Origin of the sequence: Tritonibacter scottomollicae (genome assembly GCF_032924845.1) — a bacterium.
GTDB lineage: Bacteria > Pseudomonadota > Alphaproteobacteria > Rhodobacterales > Rhodobacteraceae > Epibacterium > Epibacterium scottomollicae.
Map to the genome: position 1 here is coordinate 104,868 of NZ_CP136704.1, position 25,350 is coordinate 130,217.

24 protein-coding genes, 4 pseudogenes and 1 riboswitch are annotated in these 25,350 nt (G+C 60.0%); of the genes and pseudogenes, 10 read left to right on the forward strand and 18 right to left on the reverse strand.

The genetic code is table 11. From position 1 onward, the window contains the following. The first annotated feature begins 35 nt into the window (after positions 1 to 35). The 3 genes and pseudogenes from R1T40_RS01200 to R1T40_RS01210 all read left to right on the forward strand — a co-directional run. The gene (locus R1T40_RS01200; RefSeq protein WP_317385577.1) at positions 36 to 881 is read left to right on the forward strand and encodes a fumarylacetoacetate hydrolase family protein; all 846 of its coding nucleotides are present in this window, start codon (positions 36 to 38) and stop codon (positions 879 to 881) included. Next, a complete protein-coding gene (locus R1T40_RS01205) occupies positions 878 to 1,783 on the forward strand; it encodes a sugar kinase (RefSeq protein ID WP_317385578.1) in 906 nt (301 codons plus the stop codon). The genes R1T40_RS01200 and R1T40_RS01205 overlap by 4 nt, the downstream gene beginning before the upstream one ends. 129 nt (positions 1,784 to 1,912) lie before the next feature. Then, a pseudogene (locus R1T40_RS01210) lies at positions 1,913 to 2,543 on the forward strand (IS6 family transposase); the annotation flags it as partial. Positions 2,544 to 2,877: 334 nt separating this feature from the next. Here R1T40_RS01210 and R1T40_RS01215 read toward each other — a convergent pair. Both R1T40_RS01215 and R1T40_RS22340 read right to left on the reverse strand, forming a co-directional pair. After that, positions 2,878 to 2,985, reverse strand: a pseudogene (locus R1T40_RS01215) (IS6 family transposase); the annotation flags it as partial. Positions 2,986 to 3,017: 32 nt separating this feature from the next. After that, positions 3,018 to 3,125, reverse strand: a pseudogene (locus R1T40_RS22340) (ATP-binding protein); the annotation flags it as partial. Between R1T40_RS22340 and R1T40_RS22345 the strand changes: the two are divergent. Beyond that, positions 3,106 to 3,498, forward strand: a complete 393-nt coding sequence (locus R1T40_RS22345; protein WP_455569312.1) for a hypothetical protein — start codon at positions 3,106 to 3,108, stop codon at positions 3,496 to 3,498. The pseudogene R1T40_RS22340 and the gene R1T40_RS22345 overlap by 20 nt on opposite strands. On the opposite strand, the pseudogene R1T40_RS01225 reads toward R1T40_RS22345, so the two are convergent. The 4 genes and pseudogenes from R1T40_RS01225 to R1T40_RS01240 all read right to left on the reverse strand — a co-directional run. After that, positions 3,437 to 3,925: pseudogene (locus R1T40_RS01225) on the reverse strand (Mu transposase domain-containing protein); the annotation flags it as partial. The gene R1T40_RS22345 and the pseudogene R1T40_RS01225 sit on opposite strands and share 62 nt — an antisense overlap. A gap of 76 nt (positions 3,926 to 4,001) precedes the next feature. Beyond that, on the reverse strand, positions 4,002 to 4,223 hold the full coding sequence (locus tag R1T40_RS01230; protein WP_317385579.1) for a tautomerase family protein: 222 nt from the start codon (positions 4,221 to 4,223) through the stop codon (positions 4,002 to 4,004). Positions 4,224 to 4,227: 4 nt separating this feature from the next. After that, complete coding sequence (locus tag R1T40_RS01235; RefSeq protein ID WP_317385580.1) at positions 4,228 to 4,608, reverse strand: nuclear transport factor 2 family protein; 381 nt, start codon at positions 4,606 to 4,608, stop codon at positions 4,228 to 4,230. Between the two features lie 378 nt (positions 4,609 to 4,986). After that, the gene (locus R1T40_RS01240; protein WP_317385581.1) at positions 4,987 to 5,877 is read right to left on the reverse strand and encodes a LysR family transcriptional regulator; all 891 of its coding nucleotides are present in this window, start codon (positions 5,875 to 5,877) and stop codon (positions 4,987 to 4,989) included. A 189-nt stretch (positions 5,878 to 6,066) separates the two neighbouring features. On the opposite strand from R1T40_RS01240, the gene R1T40_RS01245 reads away from it, so the two are divergent. Further along, the gene (locus tag R1T40_RS01245) at positions 6,067 to 6,660 is read left to right on the forward strand and encodes a flavodoxin family protein (RefSeq protein ID WP_317385582.1); all 594 of its coding nucleotides are present in this window, start codon (positions 6,067 to 6,069) and stop codon (positions 6,658 to 6,660) included. Positions 6,661 to 6,949: 289 nt separating this feature from the next. Here the strand turns inward: R1T40_RS01245 and R1T40_RS01250 are convergent, their stop codons facing one another. The 7 genes from R1T40_RS01250 to R1T40_RS01280 all read right to left on the reverse strand — a co-directional run bounded on the left by R1T40_RS01250 (position 6,950) and on the right by R1T40_RS01280 (position 15,640). Beyond that, positions 6,950 to 8,509, reverse strand: coding sequence for a cisplatin damage response ATP-dependent DNA ligase (locus tag R1T40_RS01250; RefSeq protein WP_317385583.1), 1,560 nt, complete (start codon positions 8,507 to 8,509; stop codon positions 6,950 to 6,952). Further along, positions 8,510 to 9,514, reverse strand: coding sequence for a ligase-associated DNA damage response exonuclease (locus R1T40_RS01255; RefSeq protein WP_317385584.1), 1,005 nt, complete (start codon positions 9,512 to 9,514; stop codon positions 8,510 to 8,512). Beyond that, entirely contained in the window at positions 9,511 to 9,975 is a 465-nt protein-coding gene (locus R1T40_RS01260) for a pyridoxamine 5'-phosphate oxidase family protein (RefSeq protein ID WP_106165072.1), read from the reverse strand. The genes R1T40_RS01255 and R1T40_RS01260 overlap by 4 nt, the downstream gene beginning before the upstream one ends. A 25-nt stretch (positions 9,976 to 10,000) precedes the next feature. Continuing rightward, positions 10,001 to 11,404: a UdgX family uracil-DNA binding protein gene (locus R1T40_RS01265; RefSeq protein WP_317385585.1), complete on the reverse strand. Its 1,404-nt coding sequence runs from the start codon at positions 11,402 to 11,404 to the stop codon at positions 10,001 to 10,003. Next, the gene (locus R1T40_RS01270) at positions 11,401 to 12,633 is read right to left on the reverse strand and encodes a putative DNA modification/repair radical SAM protein (protein WP_317385586.1); all 1,233 of its coding nucleotides are present in this window, start codon (positions 12,631 to 12,633) and stop codon (positions 11,401 to 11,403) included. The genes R1T40_RS01265 and R1T40_RS01270 overlap by 4 nt, the downstream gene beginning before the upstream one ends. A 48-nt stretch (positions 12,634 to 12,681) precedes the next feature. Continuing rightward, positions 12,682 to 14,001 (reverse strand): mechanosensitive ion channel family protein, encoded by a 1,320-nt coding sequence (locus R1T40_RS01275; protein ID WP_317385587.1) that lies wholly within the window; start codon positions 13,999 to 14,001, stop codon positions 12,682 to 12,684. Between the two features lie 160 nt (positions 14,002 to 14,161). Next, the gene (locus R1T40_RS01280; protein ID WP_317385588.1) at positions 14,162 to 15,640 is read right to left on the reverse strand and encodes an FAD/NAD(P)-binding protein; all 1,479 of its coding nucleotides are present in this window, start codon (positions 15,638 to 15,640) and stop codon (positions 14,162 to 14,164) included. Positions 15,641 to 16,159: 519 nt separating this feature from the next. On the opposite strand from R1T40_RS01280, the gene R1T40_RS01290 reads away from it, so the two are divergent. After that, the gene (locus R1T40_RS01290; protein WP_243395065.1) at positions 16,160 to 16,963 is read left to right on the forward strand and encodes a Crp/Fnr family transcriptional regulator; all 804 of its coding nucleotides are present in this window, start codon (positions 16,160 to 16,162) and stop codon (positions 16,961 to 16,963) included. Here the strand turns inward: R1T40_RS01290 and R1T40_RS01295 are convergent. After that, the gene (locus R1T40_RS01295) at positions 16,949 to 17,350 is read right to left on the reverse strand and encodes a DUF892 family protein (protein WP_317385589.1); all 402 of its coding nucleotides are present in this window, start codon (positions 17,348 to 17,350) and stop codon (positions 16,949 to 16,951) included. The two genes, R1T40_RS01290 and R1T40_RS01295, sit on opposite strands and share 15 nt — an antisense overlap. Positions 17,351 to 17,563: 213 nt before the next feature. Between R1T40_RS01295 and R1T40_RS01300 the strand changes: the two genes are divergently transcribed. Further along, positions 17,564 to 17,695 carry a DUF6552 family protein gene (locus R1T40_RS01300; RefSeq protein ID WP_317385590.1) on the forward strand — a complete coding sequence of 44 codons (132 nt, stop codon included), beginning with the start codon at positions 17,564 to 17,566 and terminating at the stop codon, positions 17,693 to 17,695. Positions 17,696 to 17,803: 108 nt separating this feature from the next. Continuing rightward, complete coding sequence (locus tag R1T40_RS01305) at positions 17,804 to 19,036, forward strand: sensor histidine kinase (RefSeq protein ID WP_317385591.1); 1,233 nt, start codon at positions 17,804 to 17,806, stop codon at positions 19,034 to 19,036. Positions 19,037 to 19,355: 319 nt separating this feature from the next. Here the strand turns inward: R1T40_RS01305 and R1T40_RS01310 are convergent, their stop codons facing one another. The 4 genes from R1T40_RS01310 to R1T40_RS01325 are packed head-to-tail and all read right to left on the reverse strand — an operon-like array spanning position 19,356 to position 22,662. Next, entirely contained in the window at positions 19,356 to 20,366 is a 1,011-nt protein-coding gene (locus R1T40_RS01310; protein WP_106165079.1) for a zinc-binding alcohol dehydrogenase family protein, read from the reverse strand. 24 nt (positions 20,367 to 20,390) lie between these two features. Further along, entirely contained in the window at positions 20,391 to 21,566 is a 1,176-nt protein-coding gene (locus R1T40_RS01315) for an MFS transporter (RefSeq protein WP_317385592.1), read from the reverse strand. A 29-nt stretch (positions 21,567 to 21,595) separates the two neighbouring features. Continuing rightward, on the reverse strand, positions 21,596 to 22,267 hold the full coding sequence (locus R1T40_RS01320) for an SDR family oxidoreductase (RefSeq protein WP_317385593.1): 672 nt from the start codon (positions 22,265 to 22,267) through the stop codon (positions 21,596 to 21,598). Then, complete coding sequence (locus tag R1T40_RS01325; protein ID WP_317385594.1) at positions 22,264 to 22,662, reverse strand: VOC family protein; 399 nt, start codon at positions 22,660 to 22,662, stop codon at positions 22,264 to 22,266. Before R1T40_RS01325 ends, R1T40_RS01320 begins: the two co-directional genes overlap by 4 nt. Before the next feature lie 105 nt (positions 22,663 to 22,767). Between R1T40_RS01325 and R1T40_RS01330 the strand changes: the two genes are divergently transcribed. Next, positions 22,768 to 23,649, forward strand: a complete 882-nt coding sequence (locus R1T40_RS01330; RefSeq protein ID WP_317385595.1) for a LysR family transcriptional regulator — start codon at positions 22,768 to 22,770, stop codon at positions 23,647 to 23,649. Between the two features lie 346 nt (positions 23,650 to 23,995). Continuing rightward, complete coding sequence (locus tag R1T40_RS01335; protein ID WP_317385596.1) at positions 23,996 to 24,916, forward strand: MYG1 family protein; 921 nt, start codon at positions 23,996 to 23,998, stop codon at positions 24,914 to 24,916. Between the two features lie 305 nt (positions 24,917 to 25,221). After that, positions 25,222 to 25,325, forward strand: a riboswitch (TPP riboswitch). The last annotated feature ends 25 nt before the right edge of the window (positions 25,326 to 25,350 follow it).

Genomic DNA, 25,350 nt, shown 5'->3' on the forward strand with positions numbered 1-25,350 from the left:
CCTGATGACATCAAAAGCCTGAGGACTGACACGACATGAAATTGCTGCGCTATGGTGCCCCCGGTGCCGAGAAACCGGGATTGTTGCACCGGGACGGAACCCTTCGCGATCTCTCAGATCTGATCGACGATCTCTCTGGGGCGGCGCTCTCGCCCGAGAGCCTCGCCGGACTGGCCGAAGTGGATGCGGACTCGCTGCCGGTGGTCGAAGACAACCCGCGTCTTGGCCCGCCGATCGCAGGTACGGGAAAATTCATCTGCATCGGTCTCAACTACGCCGATCACGCCGCCGAGAGTGGGTTGGACGTGCCGCCGGAGCCGGTGATTTTCATGAAGGCGAGTTCTGCCATTTGCGGGCCGAATGACCCCATTGTCATCCCGCGCGGTTCCACCAAGACGGATTGGGAAGTGGAGCTGGCGGTGATCATCGGCAAGCCCGCAAAATATGTCAGCGAAGCCGAGGCGATGGACTACGTGGCGGGGTATGCGATCACCAACGACGTCTCCGAACGCGCTTTTCAGACCGAGCGGGCTGGGCAATGGACTAAGGGCAAGAGCTGCGACAATTTCGGCCAGATCGGCCCTTGGCTGGTGACACAGGATGAAGTGCCCGATCCGCAATCTCTTGCCATGTGGCTCAAGGTGAATGGCGAGACGATGCAGGACGGCTCCTCCAGCACCATGGTCTACGGCGTGGCGCATCTGGTGCATTACCTCAGCCAGTTCATGACGCTTCATCCAGGAGACGTGATCTCCACTGGCACGCCCCCGGGCGTCGGCCTTGGCATGACGCCGCCGCGCTACCTGAAGGCAGGTGACGTGGTAGAGCTGGGCATTGCAGGTCTTGGACTGCAACGCCAGGACGTGATTGCCGACCAATGACGCAAGCGGAGCGCCTCGATGTTCTGTGCCTCGGTGAGGCGATGGGGGAGATCGCCTTTTCTCCCGCTGGAGTGCCGCAAGTCGCAGTGGGGGGTGATACCTTCAACACTGCCATCTATCTGGCGCGGGCGGGGCTGCAGGTAGGCTTTGCCAGTGCGGTGGGAGAAGATCCGTTTGGCGATCTGATCCAGCGCAGCCTGCGCGAAAATGACGTATCCGACAGGTTGTTGCGACGCGTCCCGGGGGCGGTGACGGGGCTCTATGCGATCTCCAACGATGCCAGCGGCGAGCGCAGTTTCTCTTATTGGCGCGAGACATCGGCAGCGCGGCAGTGCTTTGCCGCACCTTCTCAGATGTGGATGGAAGGGCTGGGCGAGACATCGCTGCTCTATTTCTCCGGGATCAGTCTTTTTGCATTTCAAGCGGATCTGGACAGGTTTTTTGCCAGCCTGTCCGCTCTGCGCGCCGCCGGGCTGAAGATCGCGTTTGATGGTAATTTTCGACCTCGGCTCTGGCCGGGGGACAAGGCGCGTACACAGGAGATTTTCCGCACTGCGATAGCTCTGAGTGACATCTACCTGCCCACATATGAGGATGAGGCCCTGCTCTGGGGGGATCAATCGGCAGCAAATTGTTGCGCACGCCTGTCTGAAATGGGGCCCAAGACCATCGTCGTGAAGGATGGGGCAAACGGATGCCTGATCTGGGCGCAAGATCAGCTCAATACGGTGCCGGTACCCGCGCAGGTGTCGGTCGTGGACACAACTGCTGCCGGAGACAGCTTCAATGCGGCGTTTCTGGCTGGCCTTCACCAAGGGCAGCCCGCCACCGAAGCGGCTCTGGCCGGGCATCGGCTGGCCGGTCAGGTGATCGGGTATCGCGGCGCGATCCTGCCAGCCTGAGTTGCGCTATGGGGCGCCGTCGCTGGCTCTGTTGTCAACTCACATGCAGGTTGCCACGCTCAGGTCGATTTTAAGTGCGGGGATCAAGCTATGAGTGACTTCTAAGGGCCGCATTTCTCTGGCGAGGTCATGCTGTGTGCGGCTCGCTGGTATTGCCGGTGCGGACTTAGCTACCGCGATCTGAAGCCATGACGGCGGAGCGCGGTGTGCGTGTCGATCATCCGACCATTTACCCCTGGGTGCAACGCTACGCCCCCGAGATGGAGCGGCGGATGCGCTGGCAGTGGCGGCCGCCGATGCCGGATCACTGGCGCGTTAGCAAAACCTATTCAAGCTGCGAGGCAAGTAGACGTTTCTGTACCGGGCTGTCGAGAAGCTGGGGAATGCGATGGATCATTATCTGTCACGGACCAGCACTGCGAAGGCCGCGGAAATGCTTCCTCGGCAATGCCACCGCGCTTGTGAAGCTTAGGGGAAAGCATCCAGAACCAACACCGACAAGTCCGGGTGCCATACCCAGGCGGTACGCGAATTAAAGAAAAATGGGCAAGTGTCTCAAGGATATCGAACACCGCCAGGTCAGATACCTGAATAGTGTGATCGAGGCCAGTCACGGAAAGCTTAAGCAGATGATCGAAGCGGTGCGTGGCTTCAAAATGATAAAGACGGCTTATTTGACCATCAGGAGTTTTGAGGTGATGCGGGGCAGCGAAAAGGCTAGGAGTGCGTATTCAACCTAATACGCGATCCCGTTGGCGAATAACGCATGATTGAGCGTGCTTTTGGCGCTGGACGCTGTGTCATGACCGAAGCCATTGGCAATGCTTGAAGCCTGTCTTGCAGTATAAGTCCTTCGAACCGAAGGCGTTTGCGTCCTAAAACCATGTTTGCAACAGAGCCGTCGATTGCAACAACCTGACAATCCCGTCTGAAGAGCTTCGCGTAATTGAAAAGCAGACTTTGCCAGTATGCCGAGGGTATTGGTCTGCCCCCATCGGGTGGTTCGGTTTGATTGTTAGTGCATCGTGGGCCTTTGATCCAGCGGAACGGTGCTTTCGGGCGCGGGTGGGCGATAGCCCAATGCGCTGTGCGGCCTGACCGTTGATCGGTATGACCAATTCGTCCAAATGCCATGTGTCGGCCGCGGCTGGCCGGTCTCGCCTGCTAAAACTGGCGAAGAGACCGCAAAAACGGTTGATCCATCATACAGCGCAGCCGTGTCGGGGCAGCGGAGCTTGGGTTGCTCTCGGGGCTTGAAGCGCCAGCGTTCGTTTCTGGTTCCGACGATTTCGCAATGGTGGGTGAGGTGATCGAGGAGCGCTGTGGTCATCTTTGCGTTCCCGTTTGCTGCGCCGAATGCATGTCTGGGCGAAGCTCACGGCGAGGTGGGATTTTTCGGTCCCTGCGCCGCCGATCTACACGACGTTACGTTGAGGCTCAAGGAACTCGCCGGAGGCCAGATCGCGCACCAGCGGTTAGTTGACAGGCGTGTCCACGAAGTCGAGCTCGTCGATCTCATTTGCGAGAGGGAGCTTGGCAATTGTCGTCTGGTATTTGATCGACCGAGCCTGCTTCTCGCTGATCTCGGCGTTCAGAAAGTCACCGACGATCTGTTGCGGTTGGTGCTGCCGCATCATCCCTTTGGTGATGATCTCATCTTAGGCGGCCGTCATGCCGTAGAGCTTCGGCGGGCCCATCGCGTCCAGCACCTGTAATCTTTTCACGGTTGGGTCTGGATCATCTGCCGGTCTTGCCAGGCTTGCGCTGCACTTGCCTGATCTCGGGCGGCAATTCCCAGTCCTTGAACGGCGCCCCGTTCCTGAGGGCACTGGGCTTGCGGGCCAGCACCGGTGTGTTGTGCCGCGGGTCGTCGACGGCGTTGTCGCGGCCGAAGGCGCGTGCGTGGTGCCTCACGATCTTGCCGTCCTGCCAGAACTCGACGCGCTCGGCATAGTCGCGGATGTCGACTGCACGACCGACGGCGCGACCATCGACCGAGTATCGGTTCCTGTCGAACCGGACGAGGCAGGTCTTCGCGTCCGATGCTGGCACGGCATGAAAGCCGTAGAAGGGGTCGACGCAAGGCACCAGGCTCGGGCGCTCGGCTTGGAACACCTCCCAGGTCGCGCGCCCCCGAAGCTCTGGCATCCAAGCTGTTGTTCATGCCGGTGCGCAAGACGCACACCGGCACATTGGGAGATATGTTTGGCAAGAAGGGTCAGGCCTGTTCAGCGCGAATAGTGCTGACCTGCCGCCCCTCCAAACCCCAGTTTTCAAGCGGGACTTCGTCGATGACGACACATGTGGTGGCCGGACTCTTGCCAAGAACGATGGCAAGAAGATCCGTCACCCCCTTCACCAGTTGTTTCTTTTCTTCGGTCGAGGGGCCGGTCCCATTTGGGCCGCCCTCTTGGGTTACCTTGATGTTCACATAGGGCATTTTGTCAGTCCTTTCTTTCCACAAACGAGAACACTTTGGTGAGAACGCGCCAGTCTTGATCTGTGTGGATGATCGTCAATAGGTCTTGGTAATTACGACCCATCATCGTCATGCGGGCCTCTACCATGCCGATGCGTGTGCCTTTGAAGGTGATCCGTTCGATGACCTCATCCCGGGCGTCGCCACGGGAGGCGGGCGGCGTGCGGGCATCGATCCGTGTCATATAGGCGTCGAGCCCCATGTGCTCATAGGTGCCCTCTGTTCCGTTTACGTAGGCGAGGTCAGGGTGGAAGACAGTTCGCAAAATGTCGCTGTTTGAGTGATAAAGCCCCTCGAAATAGCGCGTCATGAGGTCTTGGACCTCAGCGTCATAGGATCCGCTCATCCTGCAATACCCCGCTGATCCGAAGGGGGCGTTGCAATGAGAGTAATTTTGCGAACGGCTTCTGTGCATGCGCTGGTGCGACCGCGATCCGGGAATTGGGAATAGAGTGTCATACGATGTTCCATATTGGCGTCTCCATTGATCTAGCAATGAGAGTCACCGAAAGATAACATCGAGTTTTCATGTATTTGATCTGAAAAGTAGATCAATTGAACAAGTTGCGAGCCGAGGGGGGGGGCAACCCGACCGATACGCGAACGGGGTTCGGGAAGGCCGGGCTTACAGAGCCTCCTTCACGGTTATTGTCGTTGCAATCTGACTGCGCCTAGAAAGCAAGAATGGGCCAGCCTCAACAAAGAGCGCCCGTGCTTTAGGTGGTCAGCTGTCTTGGATCGCCTCGCGTCCCAGAGCGTTCCAAATCCGCGACATGACCTGTCCCATCGGGTGATCCCGGCGTCTGATCGCAAAGATCTCCGTGTGGCGCGGAGGATGGCCCTCGATCACCAGAGGAACCAATTCTCCTGATCTGAGTTCATCGAGGATTAAATGCTCCGGTATCCCGCCCCACCCAAGACCTGCCGTGATGATGGACTTCTTGGCTTGAAAATCCGAGACCGTCCAACGTTGGCCACCCAAAAGCAGGTCGCGGCTCTGTTCATAGTCATTACCGCCAGTCCCTGACACAACAACCTGAGTGTAGGCCTGCATCTCACGGCGCGACTTGACCCGTGACGGGTCGGCCGCCGAAAATGCCGGGCTGGCGACGGGGCGGATAGTGATGGTTCCAACCGGACGCGTTTCGACTTCATCGATTGGCACGCCATCGAGCCCGGCGATGATAAGATGGGCCTCACCATTCATGAGACGCGCGAGCGGACCGCCCATCATCTCGGTCACCAGCTTGATATGCGTTGCAGGGAAGGCGCGCCCCACTTCTCCGAGAAGGTTCAGAATCGGATCAAGCGACATCGTTGCCGTGATCGCGATCGAAACCAAAGGCTCCTGTTCACTTCGCAGCCCGGCAGCCACGGTTTTCAAGCCATTAACCTGCTCCAGGACTCGCGTCACCTCGCGATAATAGACCTCGCCTTCCGGTGACAATCTGGGCCGATAGGCGTCCCGCGAGAAGAGGTCGAACCCCAATTCGTCCTCGAGTTTCTTGATTTGATGGCTCACCGCGGATTGCGCCTTGTTCATCCGATCCGCCGCTCCTCGGAATGTTCCGGAGGCGACAATCGCGTCGAGTGCTATGAGCTGATCCAATGTCATGGCGAGCCTTTATGATCTCATAAAACGATCATTGTCATGAGAACTCAATATTATCAATCGCTGATCTCTGCCGACATAAGCAAGCGGGACATCCCAACAGGAACGGGATGCACCTCCGTTCCGAAATCTTGGTGTCGCATTCAGGGCAATCCAGCCAGCTCGGTCGGCGCCACTCAAAAGGAGAAAGCAATGGTGAAGATCGCAATCGTCTACCACAGCGGCTATGGCCACACGGCGGTGCAGGCCAAAGCGGTGTATCGCGGTGCGAGTGAGGTTGCCGGGGCACAGATCACTTTGATCCCGGTCGAAGAGCGCGCGCAAAACTGGGAGGTTATCGACGACGCCGATGCAATCGTCTTTGGCTCCCCCACATATTTCGGCAGTGCCTCCGCGCAGTTCAAATCTTTCCTGGATGAGACCTCAGGTCGATGGCTCGAAGGGCGCTGGGTCAATAAACTGGCTGCAGGGTTCACTAACTCGGCGGGCATGAGCGGCGACAAGCTCGCAACGCTTCAACAGATCAACCACTTCGCCATGCAACATGGCATGGTCTGGGTTGGTCTGGGCTTGCCGCCTGGAAACAACACCAGCACAGGCTCTCCCGAAGATCTCAATCGCCTCGGTGGGTTCTTGGGTGCGATGTCGCAGGCGGATGCCGATGTGTCAGCCAAAGTTGCGCCGGCAGGCTCTGATCTCAGAACCGCAGAATACCTTGGCCGCCGGGTCGCCGAAATCGCGCACCTCTGGCAGTCTGGTCGAGCGTCCCAAGCAGTGGCCAGCTGAGCAAGACCCATTCCGCCGCCATTTCTAGATTACGACACAGGCAGCCGTTGAACCGCACCTTCCGAGGCCCAGACTTACGGGCCTCGGCCCCCTAAATCCTTGGTCTGGCGCAGCGCATTCAACGCGTTCGAAGCAACGCAGATCGTCTTGCGGCAGGCTCAGCTACGTCTTGGTCACCCGCATGTCCATTGAAGACCAGACCCTGCGCTATGATCTCAGGATCGCACTCGACGCCAGCATTGTGCCATAGCACGTTGGGACGAAGCGCCGTATGGCCAGACGCGCGTGATCACTTCGGCAGAAGCGCCCGCAGGCTGGCAAGTGTGTCGGCCTCCGATGCCGGTTTGTCGTCGCGAATGCGGCTGATGCGTGGAAAGCGCATGGCGACCCCTGATTTGTGCCGGGTGGAGCGGTTGAGCCCCTCGAAGGCGACCTCGACCACCTTGATCGGTTCCACCGCGCGGACCGGGCCGAAGCGGTCGGTGGTGTGGCTGCGCACGAAGCGATCCAGATCCTTGAGTTCGGCATCCGTGAACCCGAAATACGCTTTTCCGACCGGCACCAGCGCCTCCCCATCCCAAACGCCGAAGGTAAAGTCGGAGTAGTAGCCCGAGCGCTTGCCGTGCCCGCGCTGCGCATAGAGTAATACCGCGTCGATCAGCATCGGATCACGCTTCCACTTGAACCATGGTCCCTTGATCCGCCCCGCCTGATAAGGGCTGCTTTTTCGTTTCAACATGACCCCTTCGATCACCTGATCGGGCGGGTCAGCGCGCAGATCCGCCAGCGCCTCCCAGCTGTCGAATGCCAGCAGCGGCGACAGATCAAGGCGGGGGTGAGCGTGTCGCGCCACCAAGGCCTCCAGCGCCGCGCGGCGGGTGGTGAAGGGCGCACCGCGGAGATCTTCGCCATCCGCCACCAGCAGGTCATAGGCCCGCAGAGCTGCCGGGTGGCTGGCCCGCATCTTTGCCGAAACCTGCTTGCGCCCAAGCCGTTTTTGCAGGTCGCCGAAGGGCGCAACCGCGTCGCCGCGCCGGATCAGCAATTCGCCGTCCAGCGCCGCCGCGTCGGGCAGCGCTTCCAACACATCGGGAAACGCGGTCGAGATATCCTCGCCAGTGCGGGAATAAAGCCGCTGCACCCCGCCATCACTCACCGCTTGCACGCGGATGCCATCCCATTTCCATTCAGCGGCGAAATCATCGGGGTCAAGTGCGCGCAGCGCGTCCAGATCAGTCGCGGTGGACAGCATCACCGGGCGGAACGGCGCCAGCGCGGCACTTTCGGGTTTAGGGCCGCCCGTCGCCCAGGCGAACAGCGGCTCAAAGGGCGGAGTCAGCCCGTGCCAGATCTCTTCGACCTCGGTGACCTCGATATCGCCGAACTCGGCCAGCGCAAGCCGCGCCAGCCGCCCCGAAACCCCGACACGCAGCCCACCTGTCGCAAGCTTCAGGTAGGCGTATCGCGACGAGGGGCCGAGCGCGTCCAACCGTGCGGCGATCACCCCGGGCAGATCGGCTTTGGCGGTCTCTCTCAGCTCCGCCACCACGTCGGGCAGCGGCAGGTCCCCGTCCTGTTGGCCGGGCCAGATTAAAGCGATGGTTTCAGCCAGATCGCCGACGAACTCGTAAGAAAGCCGAAACAGCTCCGCGTCGACCCGTTCGGCCACCAGAGCCCGCAGCAGCGACGGCGTGACCTTGCGCAGATCCAAGTCGCCGGTCAGTGCCGCCAGCGCATAGCCGCGCGCCGGGTCGGGCGCCCGGGCGAAGTAATCCACCAGAATCTGGAGCTTACCGCTGCGTTGCGGCGTGAATGCGAGCCGTTCAAGGAGGTGGGCGAAGTCACGCATCTAGTCGGCCTCGTCTTCATAGCCGATCAGCCGCAGCGGTCGGGCGGTGCGGCCGGTCATCTCGCACCAGCGGATCACAGCGTCTTCGCGCCCATGAGTGACCCAGGTTTCTTCTGGGTTCAGCTCCGTGATCGTGCGGGTCAGATCGGGCCAGTCCACATGGTCAGAGATGATCAGCGGCAGCTCCACGCCCCTCTGGCGTGCCCGTGCCCGCACCTGCATCCAGCCACTTGCGAAACAGATCACCGGATCGGGGAAGCGCTGTGCCCAAGTTGAGGCAAAGGCCGAGGGCGGGCCAATCACGATGCTACCTTTGAAATCCGCCTTGCTGCCCCGCGCGACGGTGGCTGGGCGCAGATCGCCCAAGGGCACGCCCTGCGCGATATGGTAATCGCACAGCTGTTGGAGGGCGCCGTGGATGTAGATCGGCGCGTCCCACCCGGCCTGTCGTAGCCCCATGATGACCCGTTGCGCCTTACCCAAGGCATAGGCACCGACCAGATGTGCGCGGTCCGGAAAGGCCCGCACCGACGCCAGCAACCGGGCGATTTCATCAGCCATAGGCGGGTGGCGAAACACTGGCAGGCCGAAGGTCGCTTCGGTGACGAAGATGTCGCAGGGGACGGGTTCAAACGACGCGCAGGACGGGTTTGCCTCGCGCGCGTAGTCGCCGGAAACAACTGCCACCGCGCCCTGCTGCTCAATCCGGATCTGGGCCGAGCCCAGAACATGCCCGGCAGGGTGGAAGGACACTGAGGCGTCGCCGACTTGCGTCACGCCTTGCGCCACCTGCCGCGCCTCGGCAAAGCTCTCTCCATAGCGGATCGACATGATATCAAGGGTCTGCGCCGTCGCCATAACCGCGCCGTGTCCCGCGCGGGCATGGTCCGCATGGCCATGGGTGATCAGAGCGCGGGGCACTGGTTTGATCGGGTCGACATAGAAATCTCCCGAGGGGCAATAAAGCCCCTCGGGTCGATTTGTAAGGATCTCCGCTGGGTTCAAAACGTCACGGTGACATGGCGCCCCATGTCAGGTTGCGTGTCGGTCAGGTTGGCCTTCAGTGTTTCATATAGAAAAACCATGCCGCTTTTCGGGCTCAGCCACAGCTCGGAGGTTTTCGGCGTCATCCGGGTCAGCACCAGATCGGGGTCGTCCTTGCCTTCTTCAAACCAGGACGCGGCGACGAAATTCCAAACCTCGGCCAGTTTCTCGCGATCTTCCGACAGCTCCAGCGTGCCGTTGAGAACGCCATGCAGTCCCGCATCTGTATCACAAATGGCAAAGCGGATTTCTTTGCCAGCTTTTGCGGCTTCGGCCGCGTCGGTGCCGCGGGCCGTCAGGAACCAGATGCAGCCATCCTCGGGTGCGCAGTTTGGCGACATGGGAATAAGACGGCCATTCACCTCCATCAGACCGGCACGCACTTTGGCGAGGCGATCCCAGAATTCTTGTGTGTCAGTCATGAGGTTTCCTCTTCATTAAAGCTTGCTACGCCTCAACGCTCCGCGCGCCCATTCGTTCCCTTGCGAGTTCTGCAGCATGGCTCAGATCAGCCGCCAGTTCGGCGCGCATCTCCGCGCCCGGTGATCGTGCGCGCAGGATCGCTGCGGGATGCCAGGTGATGAGGACGTCACCGCCACGGATCGCCGGTTCCAGCGTGCCACGTCGCGACGTCAGCGCCGCGTGATGCCCGGTCAGTGCAAATGCGGCGCTCGCGCCGAGCGCGACGGTAAGCCGGGGCCGGATCAGCCGTCGTTCCTGGTCCAGCCACCAGCGGCAATGGTCTATCTCGCCGCGCGTCGGGCTTTCGTGCAGCCGCTGCTTGCCCCGCTGCGTAAACTTGAAGTGTTTCACGGCGTTGGTCAGATAAGAGGGCGGGCATCCGGCCTCTGTCATCGCGGCGCGCAAGAGCTGGCCAGCCGGGCCGACAAAGGGCAGGGCTTTCTGGTCCTCGTGATCTCCCGGTGCTTCGCCGACGATCATCAGGGGTGCATCGGCGGGCCCTTCGCCCCAGACCATCCGCCGCGGCGCGCAAAGGTCGCATCGTGTACACGTCTCGGCCCCCGCACGCGCCTGATCTAGCGTTGCAGGCATTGCTGCGATCCGCGCCGCGCGTTTCGGCGGCTCTGTCGGCAGCGCGTCCCGCATCCGCTGCACGCGCGCTTCGGCGTCTTGCAGCATGGCCGGGATCGCGCGGGTCTCGGGGAGGTTTTTCCAGTACTTCACCGGCATTTCGGATTTCATCGCGCCAATCTTTACCCGCGCCGGGTTGAATATATTGGTGAAATACGTCGTCCAGAGTGCCTCTGACGCGTCCTCCGGCAGATCCGGGCGCGGCCCCGGGAGGTCAAAACCAAGCTGGCCGTCTGAAAACCGCGCGGTGCCGAACGGCGTCGCAATCAGCCAGTCCATATCGGCGAAGCGGCGGGCGAAGAAGGGAGCAGCGGCCTCTACGATACGGTGGTCTGGCTCGAACCACGCGGCGAAGCGGCGGCGCGCGCCGCCCGTGGACAATTCGCGGAACCGGACGAAGGCGTGCATCTTGTGAATGTCGCGCCCCACGGCCTTTGCCAGCCGGTCAAGGCGACGGGTCAGAGGATCGGCGGGGTTCCCTAGCGCGCGCCGGTCCTTTTGATGCCGCCAAAGCGCCTGATACAGCAGGGCGGGCGCCTCCGGGTCGGTATGGCAGATGACGCTGCCTGAAAGCTGAACAAAGCTCTTGGGCACGCGAAGATCGCGCGGGCCGTCCGCAGCGGGAATGGGTTCACCGCCAAAGAGCGTGCCGCCCTGCCAGTCGACCTCCTCCGGGGCAATCCTGTGGCTGGCGAGACGCCGGGCGGCCTCGCGCCACGCCTTTGCGCGTCCCAGAACGGGCAGGTCGACCTGGATCATGCGAACAGGCTGAGCTGCACGGGCGGTGGCGCATAGCGTGCGCGCAGTCCGGCGCTGTCGGTCAACGCGCCGGGCGACCAGTCGGGCAGCGTGATGAACGGCTCGGCCTGTTTCACCCGCGCGCCGATGCGGATCAGATCCGCGTAGCGCAGCGGCCCGGAACGCCGCGCGGCAATGATGCGTTGCACGGTGCGTGTTCCAAATCCGGGAACGCGCAACAACAGCTCACGCGGCGCGCGCGCCACATCCACGGGAAACTGTGCGCGGTGCGCCAGGGCCCAGGCGAGCTTCGGGTCGATCTCCAGATCGAGGTTTCCGCCTTTGGTGGAGGATGTGATCTCCGCCGCATCAAAACCGTAAAACCGCATCAGCCAATCGGCCTGATAAAGCCGGTGTTCCCGGATCAACGGCGGTCGGATCAGCGGCAGCATTGCGGAGCTGTCGGGGATCGGAGAAAAGGCCGAATAATAGACCCGCTTGAGCTTGTAGCCCTGATAAAGCCGTGTGGACGTGCCCAGAATATCGCAGTCAGAGGTGCCATCGGCCCCGACGATCATCTGAGTCGACTGCCCAGCAGGGGCAAAACGCGCAGGCCGCTTGCCGCGATGGCTGGCCACTTTGCTGGCGGCGCGTGTTTCGCGCACATGGCTCATGGCGGCGCGGATGCCTTTGGGCTGTTTCTGCGGCGCAAGCCTGGCGACGCTGTCGTCTTTGGGTAGTTCCACGTTGATCGACAGGCGATCGGCGTAGCGTCCGGCCGCTGTGATCAACTCGGGCGACGCCTCGGGAATCGTCTTGAGGTGGATGTAGCCCTTAAAACCGTGATCCTCGCGCAGCATCCGCGCAATGCGGACCATATCTGCCATCGTGTCATCCGGACTGCGAATAATGCCCGACGACAGAAACAGCCCCTCGATGTAGTTGCGCCGATAAAACTCCAACGTCAGCGTCACGACCTCTTCGGGGGTGAAACGCGCCCGTTCCACCCTGCTCGAGACGCGGTTGACGCAGTAAACGCAGTCATAGATGCAGAAGTTGGTCATCAGGATCTTCAGGAGGCTGATGCAGCGCCCGTCTGGCGTGTAGGCGTGGCAGATCCCGCTGCCCCCGGCACTGCCTATCCCGCCGGCGCGAGAATCCCGTCGCGTGGTCCCGGAACTCGCGCAGGAGGCATCGTACTTCGCAGCATCCGACAGGATTGCGAGCTTATCTTGGAGTGTGCGCTTCATGAGAACATATATAGAACACAGGTGGGTGTCGTGCAAGCCTTGCCGCTGTCAGCGCAGCAGATCGGTATCGTTTGATCCTTCGATTGGCACCTGCATTTGCTCTTCAAGATCGTCCTCGGCGCTGAGGTCGTCGTCCATCTCCGATCGGCCCTCCTTGGGAGCGGGTTCGGGCACTGGGGCGGGTCCCGAGCCCTGTTGCAGCGGGATGCCTTCGGGAAAGATGATCTCCCGCGCTTCATCGGGCATGGAAATGCCGGCATCCATCAGCGTTTGCTTGATCTGCCGGACCAGCGCGCTGCGCAGCTTGAGCGGTGAAATCTGCGCCCCGTCGAACCAGTAGTAGATCTTTACGTTCACGGTTGAAGCGCCAAGCGTGTCGGCCAGCACCATCGGCTCGGGGTGCTTCAGCACGCCCGGTTCGGCACTGAGCACGGCATCGACGATCCGCTGCACATCGCTGATCGCCGCGTCATATCCGATGCCCAGATCCAGCTCTCCGCGGCGGCGGGGCACCGCGGTTATATTCTCTATGATCGACTTGAAGACGGTCGCATTGGGGATCTGGATGTGGTTGCCTTCTACTGACACCAGCACCGTGCTGCGCGTGTTCATGCTGTGAACGACGCCGGACTGCCCGGCCACGTTGATGATATCGCCCCGCGCAAAGGGCTGGCGCAGGCTGAGCAACAGCGAGGCGAGGAAATTCTCGGCAATGTCTCGGAACGCAAAGCCGATGACGATCCCCAGCACCCCGGCGCCGCCGACTACCGATAGCGCCAGCTGGGTCAATCCCGCGATTTGAAGCACGAGGTAGAGCCCCAGCAACAGCACCGGAAGCGCGCCGAGCCGTGCCAGGATGTCTGCGATGAACGGCGACCGCGTGCGCCCGCGCAGCGACCAGCTCAATATGTGGCGCACCAGACGCGCGGCGAACCACGCCAGCGGCAGGATCAGCAGGGCCAGCGCGATGGAGGGCAGCGCCCCTAGCAGCTGATCTTTGAGCACGCGCACCTCGCGCACGGCAGGGTCGATGGTCAGTTCGACTGCGTGTTCCACCTCGATCCTGTTGACCACGGCGACAACCCCCGTGGTCTTGGCAGCCAGATCGCGCGCCCAGGTCTTGCGCTCCGTCGTCGTCGTGGTCCCGTCCAGAAAAGCGATACTGTCATTCACACGCACTGATGCGTCCGAATACCAGCCTGTGGCATCGAGGATTTGCGCGATCCGCTCCGCGATGCGCCCATCCGCAAGTCCCGGCTCTATATCCACCGCCTGATCGGTAGAGGTCACCTCGACCTCCGTGTCATCCGGGGTCTGGGCCAGCGCGGGCGCGGCCGTTAAAAGCAATAGGATCAGAAGGGTGCGCATGGCGGCCTCGGTCTGGATAGGTGCGGAGTTTGGGCCAAGCGGCGCCTGATGCAAATGGGGGCGAAGGTGCCGACATAGGCCCGGAACAAGCTTTGCAGCATCAGGCGCGGTTTGCCATGCTTTTATTCTCTGCGCCGTCTTGTGTCGTGCCTGTGGTGGCTCAAACCCCTTTTGAGCCGCCGAGAGATTTTCTGGCCCACTCAGCCGTCACATCGCCAAAACAGTCGACGAGGGAATTTGTTGCCCACCTTTGACCTTCGGTCGTGCGGCCGAGTACGGAGAGCCCATCCGTCACCGGTTTCAATCCGCAGTCGACCTTTAGGTGTCCAGCGCGGATCAGGCCGCGCACCAAGGGATCGGTGATATCGTCGGGCGACGGTCCGGGAAGAACGCAATCTATCATCGCGTCGGCGAGGATCTGATCATTCAACCGCCACCCGCCACGCTCCAATGAGATCGCCGGATCCTCCGCAACGGTCAGGCGGACCAGGGCCTTGTGGATCAGGGCCCGAAGCAGGCGGGCGCTGCGCACGGGCGGGCCGTAGGAATAGCGCTTGAGCCCGTTTTCAAAGGCGACCAGCGCGGAACGGGTTGCGCAACTGCCGTCACACGCTGCGAACGGGCCCCGCACATCCTGTTGCAGTTTTCGCCAAATCTGCCCGACGGCATAGCCAACCGAAGGCGCGCGCTGTCCCTCCGCCATCGAGAGGCCGGTCTCGAGCGCGGACACCGGGTCATCGCGCTCCTGCGCGCCCGGCGCGTCGCGCTCCGCGGCGAGCCAGGGCTGGGGGTCGGTGTTGGTGACGCGCGCGATGATCGGCGCAAGGGCGTCGGTCAGGCATTGGACCGCGGCATCCGGCGAAAGCGTCAGTGCCCGCGTCACCGCGCTGATCACCGCGCGCCGCTCGGTCGGGGACGGATCAAAGAGGGCGTCGATATCGGCATTGGCCGGCTTCGGCATCGGAGGCATCCCGTCAAGCGAGAACGGCACGATCAGATCCGGTTCCCGCCCCGAGGCGCGATAGCTGTCGCCATCCATGGTGCCGCCTTGCCCGAGCGTGAGCAGGGCGATCACATCCAGCGCCGAGAGTGCGAGTCCACGCAGCGCCGCGACCCGCCCGCGCCAATCCACGGAGCGGATCGACGTTGTGGGGTAGGCGTCGATAAAGGTCAGCTTCTGCGCGGCGGCATGCGCGCTCCAGCGGGCGGCCTGCGCGTCTTGCGTCACCGGGGGTTGGCCTTGCGTCAGCAGCAGGTTGTCAAACGGCCCTCGATCATCAACGATCCAGCCGCGATCATAATGCGCCGACACGGCGGTGGCGGGGACATGTTCGACCTGTGATTGCAGTCTCTGCCAGCGCTCCGTGAGGTAGCGGCCTACCTCAGCCCTTGGAGGGTAGGCCTCGGACGTGCCTCCCAACCAATCGGCAAAGCGCGGCGCACCAAGATCAAGCTCGCGAACCGGCAGGTTCAAGAGGCACTCGGGGGCTTCGTCTGGACGAAAATTTGGTCCTACGCCCGGGTAAGGGCCCGGCTCGAAGATGCAGATGCGTAGTCCCGGAACAACCTCCAGCGCCGCCTCGGCGGCGGCCAGGCCCCTGGGACCGAGCCCGATGATTGCTAGCTTTTTCAAAGACACGAGAGGCGGCGTAGCTCAGCCACAGTGGAAAGTAAAGCGCGCGGTTTTCTGGACTTGCGTCGAAAAAGTGCCGGGGTCGTAGGGCATGATCGCGTTCAAGGAGATAAGCGATGTCAGGGAAACGGGCGGAAGAATTCAAGCGTGATGCAGGTCGCATGGACAGCCAGCGCCCGAATAAAACGCAACCTCGTAATACACGCCTTGCCAATGGCGCTAAACCTGCGCCAGCCAGGCCACTAGGCAGCATTCACCACAGGGATCGTGGATCGCAATATTGCTCACAAGACTATCAATAGATCCTGCGCATGCATCACTTCGAGACAAGTCCAATCTCGTCCTGCGCCAGAATTGCGTTTCAGGACCGACCCGCAGAACTACCCGAAGCGATGGAACCATGACGGAACGGATGATGATCAGCTCTATTGCGGGAGCTCTTTCGACTAAGGTATCATACTTTGATGTAGCTCGGCACTGCGGAAGGAACGAGGTGGCCGGGATTAACCTATGATAAGATCCGGAATGACCAAAAAAATTGAAAGCTGCCTTGTCAGCCGCCTGTCCCGCTTCGTTGACCTGACCGAGCGTGAACGTGCCTTCATTGCTGAAATGGAGAAGGATGAACGACCTTGCCATAAAGGTAGAACGGTCATCAGTGTGGGTGACCGGTCGGATGGCGTGACCATTCTCAAGTCCGGCTGGGCTATCGTGAGGTCTGACAGCACCGACGGCCGAAGCCAGATATTGAGAATTTACTTGCCCGGCGAAGTGATGGGGCTTGCTGAGATCGGATCGTCACGTGCCAGTCATCGGGTGGTCATGCAGACCGACGGGGTCATATGTCCATTCCCCCGAAACGGTTTAGCGCCGCTCTTCTCGGATCATCCGCGGCTTGGGGCGCTTCTGACTGCGGTCGGCAGTCTTGATCAGATCGCGCTACGGCACCATGCCAGCAGTCTTGCATCAATGGATGCAACTCGAAAGCTCAAGTTTTGGCTGCTGCAACTGAGATCACGTCTTGAAATCGCGAACGTCGGTTTGGGCAACCGCTTGCAAGTGCCCCTCAGCCAGGCCGAGATAGGACAGGCCGTCGGCCTGACATCCATCTACGTAAACAAGCTGCTGCGCAGGTTTGTCGAAAACGGCGAAATCGAAATCGAGCGTCCTTACTTGCGTCTGCTGGATCGCGAGAGATGGGAAAAAGACTGTGAGTACGTTAATCCATTCGTCGATATGGATACGTCTTGGTTTCCACAGCCCGACCCCGTGGGGCGCGATGCGACTGCGCCCGCAAAATTGGCCGAGCCGGAGTTAGAACCAGACTAGAGCTTCCCGGTTGACGCCACCAGGTGCGAGCGCGGTCATCGTGCGGTCGCCATCATGGGACGCATCGAGACAAGCCTTCAGTTCAATCATGTCGCTGTCCAACTCCAGGCGCTCGGCGAAAGCCGCAAGGCATCCGTACCCTGTAATCGCATAGTCGATCAGCCACTGATACCGCGTGATGATCATTGCATCGCGCGTTGCTTCCTTGCCGAAGCTATCTTTGATCGCATGCGCTTGTGCCTCTACGACTAGCCCTTCCATTCCCTTGCAGTGCTCCCCCTCGGTGGTCTCGTCGCGCTCACTTGAGATTTTCGCGATGGCCCCAATTCCTCTCTGGATGCCTTCGGCTCCGGCATTCAGGGCCTTCATCAAAGTCACCCATTCCATTCCGCCGTGCCTAAGTCTCGAAATCCTAAACCAGTTTAGTATGTGCGCTCCGCACGCAGCGCATTGATTGCGTAACGTAGTTCAAGGTGGCCGCACATGCCCCTTGGAGGATCCTATCAATGCACAACGTCTTTTACGTCATCGGACTGATTGTCGTCGTTCTGGCTGTGATCAGTGTTTTGTTCTGATCCATTCACCGCAGGATAGACGCTCTTGGATCTTCACCGGTTCGTCGTCGGCGTCATCGGTCGGTTCATTGCCGACCTTCTCTGTGGCGACAAGGAATTCATGCTGATCCACCTCGTTTCTCTTGGCGCGATGTCGACGGGGATGGCCAGCGGATGACGTGACAGGGCTCGTAGGCATGGCACGCGATCACGCGCCCGGCAGCAAGATGCCAAACCGTTCGTGATCCGTGAACGAATATATCAGAAGAAGGCAAAAGTGATTTCAATGACCAAACCAGAAGCTATCTCCGAGTTGCAGGATCACTCGGCGTTTCTTGCCGGAACCCACGATTTCCAGACAGATATCGAATTGCTGGCAGGCAGTGATTTTGTCGCGACAATTCTTGAGACCGTCATGCTCGCGACGAACATGCGCTTTGCGGGGGTTGCCCGTGTGACAGCCGACAGATGGGTCGCCTGTCGCACAATCGACGAGATCAACTTCGGTCTCGCCGAAGGCGATGAGATCCCAATAGATTCAACCTTTTGCCAAAATGTCCGGGACACATCCGAGATGGTCATCTTCAACGATGTCGCTACGGATCCAAAGTACCAAGGCCATCCCATTGCAGCGGCCTTAGGCATCACGAGCACTGCATCCGTGCCAATCTATCGAAGTGACCGAAGCTTTTTTGGCACCCTCTGCGTGATCGACACGGAACCGAAAGACGTCAAGAGCCCCCGCGCCGTGGCGATGCTGCGGATGTTTGCAGATCTCATCGGAAGCAGTCTGGAAACCGAGGAAAGACTGGAAGCGCAAGAGCAACTGATCGAGCACGAACGCAATCTGGTCCAGATTCAGGAAGAGTTCGTGGCGATACTCGGCCACGATCTGCGAAACCCGGTTGCCGCGCTGGGTGCGGGCCTCCGACAGCTGGACAAGGAGCCAGTGACAAGCCGGGGGCGAGAACTTCTGGTTCTGATGCGTGCATCACTGCACCGTATGAACGAGCTGATTGACAACATGATGCTGCATGCGAAATCCCGCCTCGGCAGCGGTATTGCCGTGACGGCCGTGCCAGATGCACCGTTGTCGGAAGCACTACAACATGTGGTGGAGGAAATCCGTTTCACCACCCCAGAACGAGAAATCCTTCTGACCGTAGACCTGTCGAAGCCGGTCAGCTGCGACCCGGATCGGATCGGGCAAGCGGTGTCGAACCTGATTTCGAACGCGATCACGCACGGCGCCCCTGGATCACCAGTTCAGGTTTCGGTCAGAAGCTGCGACAAAGAGATCTACATAGAAGTGGAGAATGAGGGAGATCCGATCCCGCCGGAGCTTCAGAAAAACCTGTTTCAGCCGTTCCGTCGCGGGAATGAAACAAGCGAGGGGCTCGGACTCGGTCTGCACATTGCATCGTCGATCGCCAAGGCCCATAGCGGGCGTCTCTCCGTATCGAGCGAGGGCAGCACGACCTGTTTCCGGCTTGAGCTGCCGAAACTCAACGTTTCGTAGCTCCATACAAGCTCTGCGGTCAGACACTCCGATCACTCTTATTGTCATGCAAATCGCCAGTTAGGCAGAGCTGAATGTCCACTCTCGAGAAGTCGTTCGCTCTTGCACCAGATGCTTCGCTGCGCCTTGCATGAATGTCGAGTTTGGGCTGGCCGCAGTTAACTTGCGACCGACATCAAATGCGATGTCGCTGCAATCAAGCTGCCGCACCGCCGCAAATCGGCTTGGAGCCCAGAGTGCAGGTGTTGCAAGATGCGACAATGGCGCCTTTGACGGCATGTGGGTGTGCGGAGTGGATTTTCGCACTCCGCACGCGTTTTCAAAATCCCTCAACCACGATTTTGCCTTTGGCTTGGCCAGTTTCAACCAAGCGGTGTGCTTCGCGCATATTGGTGGCGTTGATTGGCGACATCCGTTTTGACACGGTTGTCTTGATCTTTCCCGCGTCGATTTGATCGGCGACATATGACAGCAGTTTGTGCTGCTCGACCATGTCGTGGGTCTGGTGCATCGATCTGGCGAACATGAACTCCCAATGGAAGCTTGCCGCCTTCATCTTCATCCCACCCATCGGCATCGGCAGATCAGTATCGTCAATCGAGACAATGCCACCTTGCGGGCGGATCAGCTCGACGGCCGTCTCCCAATGGCGCATGTCGTTGAAGATTGCGATATGATCGACATGCTGAATCCCCAAGGCACGGATCTGCGCCACCATATCTTCGCGGTGATTTACCACATGATCCGCACCGAGTTCCTGCACCCAGGCAGAGGTTTCGGGGCGTGAGGCTGTGGCAAGGACCTTCAGGCCAGCCTGTTTGGCAAGCTGAATACCGATGGAGCCAACACCACCACCGGCACCGATGATCAGGATTGATTGGCCACTATCAGCGCCGTCGCGATCAATGCCGAGGCGATCAAAGAACGCTTCATAGGCGGTGATCGTGGTCAGCGGCAATGCCGCAGCCTCGGCGTGGGACAGGGATGCCGGCCTGCGCCCGACGATACGCTCATCGACAAGATGGAATTCAGCGTTGGTGCCGGAGCGGGTGATGTCGCCCGCATAATAAACCTCATCGCCGGGCTTGAAGAGCGTCACCTCAGAGCCGACAGCCTCGACCACGCCGGACGCGTCATACCCGATGATACGCGCTTGATCCTCGACCTTGTCCTTTGGTGCCCGCACCTTTGTATCAACCGGGTTAACGGCTACGGCCTTGACGGCGACAAGAATGTCGTGGCCTTTGGGTTCTGGTTTGTCGACCTCCAGGTCAAGGAATGCGTTGGCATCCTCGACTGGCAGGTAGTGGGTGAAACCTACGGCTTTCATGTGAAATCTCCTTGAGGGTTGGGGTTAAGCTGCGACCGAAACGGAAGGGGATTTCCATTCCTGCCAGATGATGAAGAGCAGTCCGATTGAGGGGACGATGATGGCGGCGAAGGGAATGTATCCCGGTCCCCATGCGCTATCGACCACGACGCCGCCGATAATCCCGCCCAGGGCGTTGGCGATATTGAAGGCCGATATGTTCGCCGTCGCGGCCAGCTCGGGGGCATCGCCGCCGTGTTTCATGACGCGCATCTGCATGGGCGGCACGTTGGCAAAGGACACCACGCCAAAGACAAAGGAGGCGGCAACGAACAGATAGGGTTGCGACGCCACCAAGCCGACGACGATCAGGGCTGCACTCATTGCGAGGGGCCATCCGATCAGCGACGCGCTCAGGTTCTTGTCAGCGGTTTTGCCGCCAAGCGTGTTGCCCAAAACCAGGCCCAGGCCGACGATGACAAGGATCCATGTCAGGGAGGCTCGCTCAAACCCTGCAACCTGCTCGGCGATCGGGGCGATATATCCGTAAAACGTCATGAAACCGACCCACCCCAATGTTGTGATGAGCAAGCTGGCCAGCAGTTGCGGATTACGGAACGCGCCGATCTGTGAACGAACAGATTTGGGTTCTTCAGCACCCTGCGGCGGGATGGCAATCGCAATTGCGGCAGTGGCGATTGCCCCTAGCGCGGCGACAACAATGAAGGTGGCGTTCCAGCCGAAAATATTGCCGATCCATGCTCCACCGGGAACGCCAAGCACATTCGCCAGCGTCAGGCCCGCGAACATTTGACCAACCGCCTGGCCCTCCATGTTCTTGGCGACCAGTCGCGTCGCAACCACCGCTCCGATGCCGTAGAATGGTCCCTGTGTCAGACCAGCCATGACGCGGCTGATCATCAGGGTGGTGTAGTCAGCCGAAAATGCGGTGATCAGGTTGGAGACCACGAACAATGCCATCAGCCCGATCAGCACAACCCGCTTGCGGTAGCGCGCCAGCCATAGGGTCAGGATCGGACCACCAATGACGATGGCCAAGGCATAAGCAGTGATCAAATGTCCCGCTTGCCCCTCTGAAATGTTCAGGCTTTCGGCAACCTGTGTAAGAATACCGGCAATCACAAACTCTGCGGTGCCAATGGCGAAAGCTGCGAGGGTCAAAATCCAGACCTGCAGCGGCATTTTTGATTTTAGTGACATGGCTTCGGTCCTATCCGGGACGGATTTGTTCAGTTGATGAGTGCGCCACCATCGATGTCGATGACGGCACCGGTGACAAAGGCGTTGTCGATGGCGAAGAGATAGCCTCGGGCGAGGTCTTCCGGCGCACCGGCCTTACCTGCAGGAAGTGATCTGGCAGCACGGTCGAGCATCGTTTGCCGCGCCTCCGCATCCATACCTGCATGGGCTTCGGTATCGGTCAGGCCGGGGCTGATCACGTTCACGCGAATGGGTGCCAGTTCCTTGGCGAGAATCTTGGCGACGGCCTCGATCCCCGCATTCATCGCTGTTTTCACGTAGGTCCCCGGCACTGTCCGCCGGGCAAGGAATCCAGATGTCAGCGTGATCGACCCACCGGGGCGGATGTGTTTGGCAGCAGCTCCGGCTGTGGCGATGGCGCCCCAGAACTTGGCGTCAAACGCCTGTTTGGCGGCATCAATAGACACATCTGTCACCGCACCACCCGGCGCCGCTGATCCTGCAGTAAACACCACATGGTCGACCGGGCTTTGAGCTTCGAAATAGGCAGCAACTGCGGCTTGGTCCGTCACGTCCAGACCGGTCGACCGGCTTGCGGTCGCAACCGATCCCGGGCGCAGCGCAAGCGCACTGGCGACGGCTTTCCCGATCCCGGAGGTGCCACCGATGACGATGGTTTTGGTGTCGTTTGTAAAGGTCATTGGATCTGCTCCTGTGGCTCTGGAATGGGGTCATGAAAGACGGCCTCGATCAGCGGGCCCGATGGGGTTCGCAAGAACAGTCGCCGCTCGCCCCGTTCGGCGAGATCCATCTTTGAATAGGGGATATTCAGCGCTTCCAGCTTGGCGCGGAACGCGCTGTAATCGTCGAGGTGGATCCCCACATGGTCGTAAGCCTCTGCCGCGCTATCAATGCCATAGCCCCGCGCGCCAATCAGGTGCACGATGGGCTTGTCGCGTGCATAGAGCCAATGCCCCGGAATGCGCTGGATCGCCTGTGGACGTTCGCGTTCTTCAAGCTCGTCAAAAACCTCAAGAAAGAAAGACCTGGTCCCGGGCAGATCGCGAGTGCGGATTGTGATGTGGTCAAGGTGCATGATGACCTCCTTTCGTTGGTCACGATCTACAGCTTGTCCATTCGCTGAATAATTGGGTAATATTCAAAATTATAATTCGGTAATTCCGTACAATGTGGGGCGATCATGCTTATCGAAAATCTCAGGCTCTTCCTCTTGATCGTTGAAAAGGGCGGGCTCGCCGCTGCCGGGCGCGAGATCGGCCTTTCCCCGGCGACGGTCACTGACAGGCTTGCGGCGCTTGAAACCTATTACGGCGCACGTTTGCTGACGCGAACGACCCGCTCGATCAGCCTGACAGATGAAGGTCGAGAGCTCATGATCGGAGCGCGACGTATATTGGCGGAAGCCGAAGAGACCGAGGCCCGGATAAAGCTGGGTGTCGAGAAGATTTCAGGAAGGATCCACATGAGCGCGCCGAGCGATCTGGGCCGCAATCAGATTGTACCGTTGCTTGATCGCTTCATGGAGCAGAACCCCGAAATCACAATCGACCTGACGCTCAGCGATGGCTATGTCGATCTGGTCGGGCAGGGCATCGACCTGGCCTTACGATTTGGCGAGCTTGCCGACAGCAGCATGAAATCGCGCAAACTCGGCGTGAATCGCCGCCTTGTCTGTGCGGCTCCAGATTATCTGAAGCTGAACGGGACGCCCAGTCATCCGGATGATCTGGCGCATCACAACTGCCTCATCATGAGGTTCGGTGCCATTACGGATCAGGATTGGATCTTTACGGTCAATGGCGAAAAGCGCGCCTGCCGGGTCTATGGCAATCGTATTGCCAATGACGGTGGTCTCATTCGCGCATGGTGCCTCAATGGCTACGGAGTGGCCCTGAAGTCAGAATGGGATGTCCGAGATGATCTGCAGGCAGGCAGGCTTGTCGAGTTGCTTGAAGCGTTTGCAGTCGAGCCGAGTGCGCTGCAAATGGTCTACCCCGCTGGCGCCGTACAGCCGCGACGGGTGCGTGCCTTGATGGATTATCTGTCAAAGGCGCTTCAGTAACGGTTGGAAAGCGAGGCAGACTTCAGATCAATCCGCGGCGCATGCAGTCTGGGATCGCCGCCAGATCCATAGTGGCGTTGGCGGCCGTTTTCCATTCTGGCTCTTTCTGGGTGCGCAAATGAGCAACGGTGTTTCTCAGCCCTTGGAACTGCTGGTCACGCCCGCGTGGACAGGCTTTTCCTGATTGATATCCCATTCTTCTCGATATCTCGCCCGAGTTTTTTGCGGACCCATTCATTCGAAGCAAAATGACGCGGCATAACCCGTTGACTATGTGCGCCTTTATAGAGATCTTCGGGAAAACCCGCCCCCGATCTACGGGTGTGACATATCCGGAGACGAGCAGATGACCATAAAGCACCTTGTGACCCACTCAGGCGGGTTCCATGCGGATGAACTCCTGTCTTCGGTCATTCTGACCCGGTTGTTTCCAGATGCGAAGCTGGTGCGGTCACGGGATGCGACGTGGATTGCGCCAGCCGAAGACCGGATCATCTTTGATGTCGGGCGCGCATATGATCCTGACAAGCAGATTTTTGACCACCACCAGCGACCCAATCCGCTCCGTGAGGACAATGCCTCGCCCTACAGTTCTTTCGGCTTGATCTGGAAGCATTTCGGACGTGATTATCTGCGCGCGATGGAGGTGCCGGAGAGTGACGTGGACGACATTCATCATCGCTTCGATCAGAGCTTTGTCCTCCCGGTGGATCTCCTGGACAATGGCGCATTGGAACCGTCAGTTGCAGGACCGCTGTCGGGGATGACGCTGCCCGTTTTGCTTGAGACGCTGAAACCGGTGTTCGACGACAGAAGCCCCGATGCAAATGACCGCGCCTTTGCAGATGCTCTGGGCGTTGCGCGTGCATTTGTTGAGGCCTCGGTCCGTGGCAAGGCCTCCAAGAATCGGGCCGAAACGATGGTGACGCAGTCGATCAAGGAGGCCGGCGACTCGCCAATTTTGGAACTGCCGATGGGAATGCCGTTCCGGTCGGCTGTTGAAAAGACGGGCGCTGATCATCTGTTGTTCGTCATTCACCCGCGCGACGGAGACTGGGCGCTGACGACCATCCGGAAGAGTGGCGATACCTTCGAAAGCCGTGCTGACCTGCCAGAAGCTTGGGCGGGACTGACTGATGCGGCTCTGGAACACGCCTGCGGTGTTGAGGGGGCAAAGTTCTGCCACAACGCCCGCTTTGTCGCGGTGGCGGCAAACCGGGATGCGATCCTGCGGATGGCAGAGTTGGCGGTTGCAGAACTCTCCTGATTTCGAGCGGATTGCGCCTCTGTGATACTGGCAGATCAGGTGCCGCGCTTTGCGACTGGCGAGGCTGCGCAGTCAGGTGCCGTCTCAATCTGCTGTTCCTGAAAAAGACCTCGGAAGCTAAAAAAGCGAGATCAACCAACCGCTTATCGCGCCGATTACGGCGATGTAGGCCCGCGTGCAGTTTGCGTGGGTGATACCCTGCGGACCATACCGACAAAGGTGCGGGTCTGGCGGAACGCTCAGGTTGAGCGCGTTGAACGACGGGCGAGAGGTTTGACTTCGCGCGACGGAGTTGTTACCGCACATGTGAACCGTTGGGGTGCCTCGTCGAGGCTGAGAGATGCGCAAGCGTTAACCCATCGAACCTGATCCGGGCAATTCCGGCGGAGGGAACGGTCTTCTGATATGCAGACAGTTTCTATGCCCGGTGCCCT

Coding starts and splice junctions, on each gene's coding strand:
- R1T40_RS01200 (WP_317385577.1), top strand. CDS start 36: ATGAAATTGCTGCGCTATGGTGCCCCCGGTGCCGAGAAACCGGGATTG.
- R1T40_RS01205 (WP_317385578.1), top strand. CDS start 878: ATGACGCAAGCGGAGCGCCTCGATGTTCTGTGCCTCGGTGAGGCGATG.
- R1T40_RS01230 (WP_317385579.1), bottom strand. CDS start 4,223: ATGCCCTATGTGAACATCAAGGTAACCCAAGAGGGCGGCCCAAATGGG.
- R1T40_RS01235 (WP_317385580.1), bottom strand. CDS start 4,608: ATGAGCGGATCCTATGACGCTGAGGTCCAAGACCTCATGACGCGCTAT.
- R1T40_RS01240 (WP_317385581.1), bottom strand. CDS start 5,877: ATGACATTGGATCAGCTCATAGCACTCGACGCGATTGTCGCCTCCGGA.
- R1T40_RS01245 (WP_317385582.1), top strand. CDS start 6,067: ATGGTGAAGATCGCAATCGTCTACCACAGCGGCTATGGCCACACGGCG.
- R1T40_RS01250 (WP_317385583.1), bottom strand. CDS start 8,509: ATGCGTGACTTCGCCCACCTCCTTGAACGGCTCGCATTCACGCCGCAA.
- R1T40_RS01260 (WP_106165072.1), bottom strand. CDS start 9,975: ATGACTGACACACAAGAATTCTGGGATCGCCTCGCCAAAGTGCGTGCC.
- R1T40_RS01265 (WP_317385585.1), bottom strand. CDS start 11,404: ATGATCCAGGTCGACCTGCCCGTTCTGGGACGCGCAAAGGCGTGGCGC.
- R1T40_RS01270 (WP_317385586.1), bottom strand. CDS start 12,633: ATGAAGCGCACACTCCAAGATAAGCTCGCAATCCTGTCGGATGCTGCG.
- R1T40_RS01275 (WP_317385587.1), bottom strand. CDS start 14,001: ATGCGCACCCTTCTGATCCTATTGCTTTTAACGGCCGCGCCCGCGCTG.
- R1T40_RS01290 (WP_243395065.1), top strand. CDS start 16,160: ATGACCAAAAAAATTGAAAGCTGCCTTGTCAGCCGCCTGTCCCGCTTC.
- R1T40_RS01295 (WP_317385589.1), bottom strand. CDS start 17,350: ATGGAATGGGTGACTTTGATGAAGGCCCTGAATGCCGGAGCCGAAGGC.
- R1T40_RS01305 (WP_317385591.1), top strand. CDS start 17,804: ATGACCAAACCAGAAGCTATCTCCGAGTTGCAGGATCACTCGGCGTTT.
- R1T40_RS01310 (WP_106165079.1), bottom strand. CDS start 20,366: ATGAAAGCCGTAGGTTTCACCCACTACCTGCCAGTCGAGGATGCCAAC.
- R1T40_RS01315 (WP_317385592.1), bottom strand. CDS start 21,566: ATGTCACTAAAATCAAAAATGCCGCTGCAGGTCTGGATTTTGACCCTC.
- R1T40_RS01320 (WP_317385593.1), bottom strand. CDS start 22,267: ATGACCTTTACAAACGACACCAAAACCATCGTCATCGGTGGCACCTCC.
- R1T40_RS01325 (WP_317385594.1), bottom strand. CDS start 22,662: ATGCACCTTGACCACATCACAATCCGCACTCGCGATCTGCCCGGGACC.
- R1T40_RS01330 (WP_317385595.1), top strand. CDS start 22,768: ATGCTTATCGAAAATCTCAGGCTCTTCCTCTTGATCGTTGAAAAGGGC.
- R1T40_RS01335 (WP_317385596.1), top strand. CDS start 23,996: ATGACCATAAAGCACCTTGTGACCCACTCAGGCGGGTTCCATGCGGAT.